The sequence below is a fragment of the Trichocoleus sp. FACHB-90 genome, assembly GCF_014695505.1.
GTDB classification, from domain to species: domain Bacteria; phylum Cyanobacteriota; class Cyanobacteriia; order Cyanobacteriales; family FACHB-T130; genus Funiculus; species Funiculus sociatus.
Genome location: NZ_JACJOK010000019.1, coordinates 157,732 through 164,640, shown reverse-complemented (window position 1 = coordinate 164,640; position 6,909 = coordinate 157,732). Strand labels below are relative to the sequence as shown.

Annotated in this window: 13 protein-coding genes; 5 read left to right on the top strand and 8 right to left on the bottom strand. The window is 45.7% G+C overall.

What is annotated here, in order from left to right:
• Positions 1-118 precede the first annotated feature (118 nt).
• The gene (locus H6F74_RS29210; RefSeq protein WP_199300870.1) at positions 119-319 is read right to left on the bottom strand and encodes a hypothetical protein; all 201 of its coding nucleotides are present in this window, start codon (positions 317-319) and stop codon (positions 119-121) included.
• Between H6F74_RS29210 and H6F74_RS29205 the strand changes: the two genes are divergently transcribed.
• From H6F74_RS29205 to H6F74_RS05655, 5 genes are all read left to right on the top strand, one after another.
• A complete protein-coding gene (locus tag H6F74_RS29205) occupies positions 318-689 on the top strand; it encodes a hypothetical protein (protein WP_199300868.1) in 372 nt (123 codons plus the stop codon). The genes H6F74_RS29210 and H6F74_RS29205 overlap by 2 nt on opposite strands.
• A gap of 64 nt (positions 690-753) precedes the next feature.
• Positions 754-2,403, top strand: a complete 1,650-nt coding sequence (locus H6F74_RS05670; RefSeq protein WP_190437536.1) for a hypothetical protein — start codon at positions 754-756, stop codon at positions 2,401-2,403.
• The gene (locus H6F74_RS05665; protein ID WP_190437532.1) at positions 2,396-2,638 is read left to right on the top strand and encodes a hypothetical protein; all 243 of its coding nucleotides are present in this window, start codon (positions 2,396-2,398) and stop codon (positions 2,636-2,638) included. The genes H6F74_RS05670 and H6F74_RS05665 overlap by 8 nt, the downstream gene beginning before the upstream one ends.
• On the top strand, positions 2,631-2,777 hold the full coding sequence (locus tag H6F74_RS05660) for a hypothetical protein (protein ID WP_190437529.1): 147 nt from the start codon (positions 2,631-2,633) through the stop codon (positions 2,775-2,777). The genes H6F74_RS05665 and H6F74_RS05660 overlap by 8 nt, the downstream gene beginning before the upstream one ends.
• A 219-nt stretch (positions 2,778-2,996) precedes the next feature.
• Entirely contained in the window at positions 2,997-3,230 is a 234-nt protein-coding gene (locus H6F74_RS05655; RefSeq protein WP_190437526.1) for a zinc finger domain-containing protein, read from the top strand.
• A 72-nt stretch (positions 3,231-3,302) separates the two neighbouring features.
• Here H6F74_RS05655 and H6F74_RS05650 read toward each other — a convergent pair whose 3' ends face one another.
• From H6F74_RS05650 to H6F74_RS05620, 7 genes are all read right to left on the bottom strand, one after another.
• A complete protein-coding gene (locus H6F74_RS05650) occupies positions 3,303-4,136 on the bottom strand; it encodes a peptidoglycan-binding protein (RefSeq protein WP_190437523.1) in 834 nt (277 codons plus the stop codon).
• A gap of 3 nt (positions 4,137-4,139) precedes the next feature.
• A complete protein-coding gene (locus H6F74_RS05645) occupies positions 4,140-4,760 on the bottom strand; it encodes a hypothetical protein (RefSeq protein WP_190437521.1) in 621 nt (206 codons plus the stop codon).
• Positions 4,761-4,769: 9 nt separating this feature from the next.
• On the bottom strand, positions 4,770-5,078 hold the full coding sequence (locus H6F74_RS05640; protein WP_190437518.1) for a hypothetical protein: 309 nt from the start codon (positions 5,076-5,078) through the stop codon (positions 4,770-4,772).
• Positions 5,079-5,108: 30 nt separating this feature from the next.
• Positions 5,109-5,444 carry a hypothetical protein gene (locus H6F74_RS05635; protein ID WP_190437516.1) on the bottom strand — a complete coding sequence of 112 codons (336 nt, stop codon included), beginning with the start codon at positions 5,442-5,444 and terminating at the stop codon, positions 5,109-5,111.
• Positions 5,445-5,792 (bottom strand): hypothetical protein, encoded by a 348-nt coding sequence (locus H6F74_RS05630; protein WP_190437514.1) that lies wholly within the window; start codon positions 5,790-5,792, stop codon positions 5,445-5,447.
• Positions 5,793-5,807: 15 nt separating this feature from the next.
• On the bottom strand, positions 5,808-6,455 hold the full coding sequence (locus H6F74_RS05625; protein ID WP_206756290.1) for a hypothetical protein: 648 nt from the start codon (positions 6,453-6,455) through the stop codon (positions 5,808-5,810).
• Positions 6,456-6,516: 61 nt separating this feature from the next.
• The gene (locus H6F74_RS05620) at positions 6,517-6,909 is read right to left on the bottom strand and encodes a hypothetical protein (protein ID WP_190437508.1); all 393 of its coding nucleotides are present in this window, start codon (positions 6,907-6,909) and stop codon (positions 6,517-6,519) included.

The window sequence follows — 6,909 nt, the reverse complement described above, 5'->3', positions numbered from 1 at the left end:
GCCGTTATAGAAATCGAAGGAAGCGATTTGGATTGCGAGTAAACCTAATTGCAGGAATTTATAATTATGAGCTAAAAATAGCCAAATAATCGTAATTCCGCAAGAGATCTATTCACCCCTACGCCGCGATCGCCCGAATTGCAATGTCAGAAACAATAGATTCAGCCTTGGTGCAGTTTATCGCCCGCATTCCGTTGGTCAACGGTATCGCCGCCATGATTGGCTCTATCCTGCATTGGTTTATTGGAGTCATTCTTTGGATGATCATCCAAACCGTGGAAGTGCTGCCCATTGTGTTGCGACGTGACCGGGCGTTCATGCGAACCTTGATCACACACTCCGATAGCTCCGAGAAATTTGATATCACGGAGGACGACGAGCCAACCCTAGCGGCACTGAAGGCTTGGTACAACCAATTTCCCAGCCTGACCATCGCCCGCGCTCGTACCGCCGCGCTGTTTGTGTATGCCATCGACTTCTGCATTTGCTTGTTGGTTTACCCCCCGGCACCTGGTGGTTTTAGGAACTTTGTGTTCTTGATGTCCACAGGGCAGTATGGGCGACTGGACTGGCAGAACATTGTGATGTTGTTGCTAACCTTGTTTGCCATTGAAGGTATTGTTCGCCTGCTTTTTTGGCTGGGTCAAATCGCATACTTCATGCGCTCAGCTCATACTCCGCAATCGTAGGTTTGAAGCCAAAAGCTGGGTGCAATTCCCAGCGGTTGTATCGACCATTAAATGAAATAAATTTATGTCGAGTTTTAATCCGAACAAGAAACAACTTCCTGCTCAGCATTGGCAGGAAATAGCACACGATTCCGTTGAAGAAACCGGGAGCCAATACCTTATTATCGGCGGCATAGTTGGAGGGCTGTTCGCGGCTTCAATAACTGCCTTCCCTCCCACTGGGTTACTCGTAGCTGGATGGGGATTTTATGAAGCGTGGCGAAAAACTGCCGCTGCTAACCGGAATGAGCAGGCAATTAGTGAGTATGGATGCGTCGCTCATGTACTTAAAGGTAATTCGCTACGGCAGTTTGCTAATCAAGTTGGCACGGACGAAGCACTGCAACAAATCACCTGGGCGCAGGAGAATGACTACATCCTTACTGCGGATGCTGAAGATTTTTTGGAAGCTCACAAGCCAATTGAATTACCTCCAATTGCAAGCGATGTGTCGAGTAATTCAAATTTGGTGGAGCAGGCGAGCGCAATATTTAAGCCACAACCACAAGAATTACCGCTTGACTCGTCACATTCGCCAGCGCTTACTGAGGTTAGCTTGACTACTCAAACTTTACCGTCCTTCGACCGCAGCAGAATCATTAACGAATCCAAAGGGCTAATGATTATTGGAGATTCGGGTACTGCTAAAACCTGCATCGCAATGTACGTTGCCAATGGATTCAACGGGTACGGAATCATTGTGTTCGACCCGCACGGTAAAACTGATTGGGGCAATGCTTACGTCATCACTAAGATGCCAGCAATCTACAAACAAATGAGGATTTTATTAGACGTACTGGATGATGGCGACGAATCTCCTTTCCTGGTAATCTGCGACGAATGGATGGAGATTCGCTTCGATCGCCTCAATAAATCTGGTGATTATAAAGGGCTGGCAGACGACTTTATTAGGTTGTTTAGCACTAAACCACGCAAGTTTAACAAGTTGGCTGTATTCGTCTTGCATAGCCCAAATGTTGAAGCTGCTGGTATTGACTCATCCTTGCGGGAGAACTACCAAAAAATTTACTTAGGACGCTTAGCTAAAAAAGAGTTTTCAGACATTAAAGATTGCGCTTATCCGTGCGTTGTTGAGGACGAACAAGTAGAACATCCCACACACGGACATCACGATATCTTTCGCAAAAACGGGAACGCTCCACGCAGCTTGCAACCTCTCAATTCAGCAGCTATCGATATCCCCTTAGCTTACATAGATAGAGGAGAAATCAAGACTCATAAACAAGGATGGGTTGATGGTTCTTTCGCCTATCAAACTAATGTACGAGAGCGTCTTGAATTCCTGTTGAGTGATACCAGTATCGATACCGGAACCGATACTGGTATCAGTGAAAAAGACCCTAAAAACAGCGATACCGGAACCGATACTGGTATCGATACCAATGATACCGAACCTGATACCAGCGATACTGCAAGCTCTGAAACCCTTGATAATACAGGCAGTTCCAGCGATACCAGGCGTGATACCCCAGATACTATTACACCAGCACAAATTCCACGTTCCCAGGCGCTACAGCTGATAAAGCAGATGAAGGGAGCGGGACTAAGCCAAACTTTGATAATCCAGTCGCTTTGGGGTTGCGAAAAAAACAAGGTGGGTTGGAAACAGGCATATTTGCAGTTCAAGGAACTGGCAGGAGGGGACGATGAGTGACAAATTAAATCTCACAAAACGAGACAAATTGCTACTAGCGATCGCCGCCTTAGTCGAGGTGGACGACAGACAGGGCGGGCGCAGAAATGAGATAAATTTTTCAGGCTCACTGCTCACCAGTGAGAACATGAATTACTTGGCTAAGCAGTGCGAGGGAATGTGGGACTGGACAGAGCAGCAGTTGATAAACAGCGCCTCTGCCTGGATCGAAAAATTAGGAGGCGGTGATGAGTAACTTTATTTACTGGTTGATCGAGATAATTGTGCGATCGCTTCCGGACGAAACAGTGGAAGAAATCAATCGCGCCAGCTTGGATGAGTTGGACGTAAGAGGACTGATTATCTGGGCAGATGGAGGCAACAATGAGAATTAGAACCCGCAGAAGAATCAAAAATATCGTGATAGGGACTATCGCAACGTCTTGCACATTTGGCTTTTTCACCCTATTGATCCAGCCCAAAGAAATCAATAAAGGGATGCTGCTAGGGTTTGGTTTTGGTTTGTGCTGTGGAGTTCGCCTCACCGAAGATTGAAGGAATGTAAAATTTTCCCTAACAGGAAACCAATCGTGAATAAAAAGAAGATAAATAATATGAAAGCTTGCCCAGAATGCAATGGCTCAGGACAAAGGCATATTGCAGCAGTGCCAGGAGTACATCAGCAGTACGACATGGAATGTCCCACCTGCGACGGCACAGGACGGCTACCAGATCCCGATAAATTCCCTAATAACTGCCCAGCCTGCGGGGAACCAATCATGGCTGGAGAGGAACGGTGCAGAGTTCACAAACAAACTGAAAAATTCAATTCCCCAGAACTGAATTAAAAACGAAGCCCCTTAATATTAATAGGGGCTTTTTATTCTTGGAGTGCCTAACTACCGCGTTAGGTTAGGCATTTATTTAAGCTCATTCAATGCCTGTAGCGATCGCATCCCCAAAACACCGTCAGCTACCAGTCCCTGCTCACGTTGAAATTTGATAACCGTCGCAGTGGTAGCTTTCCCAAAAACCCCATCAGGCTTAATCCCTAACTTTATTTGGATTTTGCGGACATCTTCACCGCTGCTCCCCTCCCTCAAACTCCTGCCAACAGTTGGAAGGTCAGAGGCATCCTCCAACCTGTCAAAGCCGGGGACTGCATAAAACCCGTCGCAGGAAGTAGATAAAAGTGCTATTTCGGTTTGCTTTCCCCACTCTCCATCCTCAATAATTCGCCGCTCTGGATGGTTGTAGTTCCAGAGCTGTTGAAAAGCCTTAATTGACAACCATGCTAGATTCTTGCAACCTGCGCCCTCAAAATCAAAGTGCATGGGGTCAAACGAGCCAATCCAATCCCAGCCGTATCGCTCTAAATAGGGTTTCCATCCCTGAGCGTCCTCAATATCTAAAGCCAGTCCAGTATTATGATTACTTCGTCCTGGGACGGCTGCGGCAGTAATTCCACACCGTCGATTCTTATGGTGGGTGTAAAGTATTGCCTGTTGTGCTAGCGATCTATAAGCACTATTAACAATCATCTTCTTACGGCGAATAGCAATCGCCTTTTCTAGAGCCTCCACAGCAGGCGCTTGCAAAAATGAGTGGCACCCTGCGCCACAAGCCACATTCAAATGGGAAAAATCGACTAACAGACCTGGTGCAATGCGGTTGATTTGATGAATCAGCTGATAGTCCAACGGGCGAACACCCGATGTTGAACAAGAAGTATATTGAGCAATTGATGAAGTCATAGTTTAAATATGGTGAAGCTGCCCTAAAAAAGCCTTCGCCGCTTTGGTCATTGCTGAAAGCCACGCATCCGGATCTAAAACGTTGATAGAAAAATCCGGATCGGGCAAACTGGCAATTGATTTTACTGCCCTCCGACAAATCGCTTGAGGATAGCGATCATGCCCTGTCCAACCTGAGAGAATCCCTTCCAAATCAAACGCCCAAATCCCAATACACTCCAATTTGATGCGCCCGTTAATCGGGAAGCGGGAGATTTTCTGAACCCAGAAAAGATGAGTAACAACCTTGTTAGGTTGCCAGAGTAGGAGACGTTTAGCTTCGTCGGTAAGTGTGTGTCGCCCTGGCGAAGAGCCAGATTTTTTACGACGAAGCTTTTCCTCATTATCAATTTGGTGCTTAACTCGGCGGAATGAGTCAATGGCAACCAAAAAATCATTCTCCCCCTGTCGTGGAATGATTCGCCACGTATCAACGCTTCCGGTGGTATCTCGCTCCAAGCGGAGAACCCCGCAGGCAGGGAAGCTGAATCGCTCAAGGATGACTGGCGACGGGTGTCTGTGTTCTCGGCGGATGAGTCGGCGAATCCATCTTCTGATTCCATCTATCCAGCTCCTATTAGACACATTCTTAAATTATTTATTAAGTAAATTTCCCACCTTCTCAGCCAGTGCGTCTCGTGTGGCATAGATTGCGAGTCCTGTTCCGAGGGCGGATGCGATCGCTTCCAGCGGCACGCCCTGCCACCCTTGCCACTCAATTTTGGTAATACAACCGTTACTACCCTGACATTGATAGTCCAGCCGCAAGGAAAATAAGCAAGCAACTATTAAAACTGACGGCACCGTTGCCATTAAAGCCAAAATTGAATAGCCTTTTCCGACCGCAGACTTATTTCTATTCGGGCAATCTATTGGACAATCAGATTTGCTACTACTTTCCATTACCGCCTATGAGGTTAAGTGGCGTAAATTTTACCGAAAAGTTATCCCGTCGAGACTAACGTTTGAATTAGTCCCAGTAACAAAGTTTACAGAACCATTAAGAAGTACATCGATCCTAGCAATCGCATTGAGTGCAAGCACTGGAAATATTAAGCGGTAGCCCGTAGGTCGGTACCCTACGGGTAAAGTAAAAATAATTCCTGTGCCGCTGGACACTAGCCCCCGTAAATGGACAATTCCCAGCGGATCTTTATAATAGGCGGTCGGAGCAAAAACCCCCCCAACATTTATCCAGCCATTACTTAAAGTTGCTAATCGCCAGTCTTCTAGCGCAGGGATTAAAGCTACATCATTTTCGATTGGCAATTAAGTACCCTCTACTATAGATAAGCTGGCTGCCACCGAACAAATAGCAGAAACTTGCCCAGTATAAAGGTTTATAGAGGTTATCTCATACGATTTTCCTCTACCTAATAAAGGAATGCCTTCTCCTATTACTACCCCTGTTACAACACCAGTATTGCTATCAGTTTGTCCACCCAGTGCAATAGTTATCTCAGCATCACTGCTTACTACTATTGCTGCATACTTGCGGTTCGGATTGGCAGGTAAAACTTGCACCGCAGTATTAGCCAAAAGAGGGAGTTTAGTGTTATTGGCACTATCGAAAATGTTTAAGGGAGAAGAACCACCTCCACCGCTGGAAATAGGCATCGTATTCAATCCTTACTACGTATTGTTATTAGCCCCTCGCACCCTCAAAACCTCGGTGAATATTTCACTCATATTAGGTGGGGGTTGCTCAGTCCACAAATTTATCCTTCCCTGCATACTGTAATACTCACCCTCTAAAGTAGCCAAATTGGATTCTGTAACTACTTTCTCGGTATTAGTCAGCGAAAAATACGCAGGATATACTCTTGTGGTTTCCTTGTATAATTTCTTATCTTTAGCTCTTTTCCCTACATTTTTTTCTTCAGTCACCGACAAAGTAACTATCTCCGTCGCGCTAAGGGATTGTAGGGTTTTCAGCCTTTCCTCAGCCTCCTGGTCGCTACCACCGTGTACCTGCATCTGTCCTCCGTTAGATAGATTTGCCGTGGCACGAAAACGTCCCCACATATAACCGTTAGAACCACCACAAGCGGTTTTAATTTTTGCCCAATCCAAAGCAGCGCGGTTGATATCTGGGATTGAATAAGACGCTCTGACAAATCTGTCTGATGCTTTCCTAGCCCTCCAAGGCGGCTTTGCCACACTATAAAAAACTACGTCTAAAGATAAAGGTGTACGGCGTTTCATCCGTACAAAGTCTTCTATTGGATAGCCCAAAAACTGCCCGATGTCTCTATCTTCTATTAGCTGATTGATTCCCATTAAAAAGGGTATCTGGGATTTAAGAAGCTGAGTTCTACCCTTAAGTATTATTCGCGTCATCTTACCCCCATAACTCCTCCAGCTTTACGCCCCAAAGACAATCAGTGATTATCCCTGAATACCTGGGACTACGCACCATTTTTAGTATTTCAAAATTTCTAAACGTCACCTCCCTATCCCGCAAATCTTGAAATATAGGCATATTGATCAACATAGGTACCGCTTTGGGATAAACCTTTACAGCTTGCGACACTGGTGACACATCAGCAGTGGTATAGATGCAACGCAGCCAAGACCAACTACTAATAATGGCATCAGTAGGATAGATAAAAGATATCCTTACTAAATCATTGCCGCCAACAGCTTGCACAGGAAATTTTATCCATTCTCCTTCTGTAGGATAAAGGGTGCCTAAATCATTCCATACGCCTAAAGCATCGTTTGAGGTTGGCAT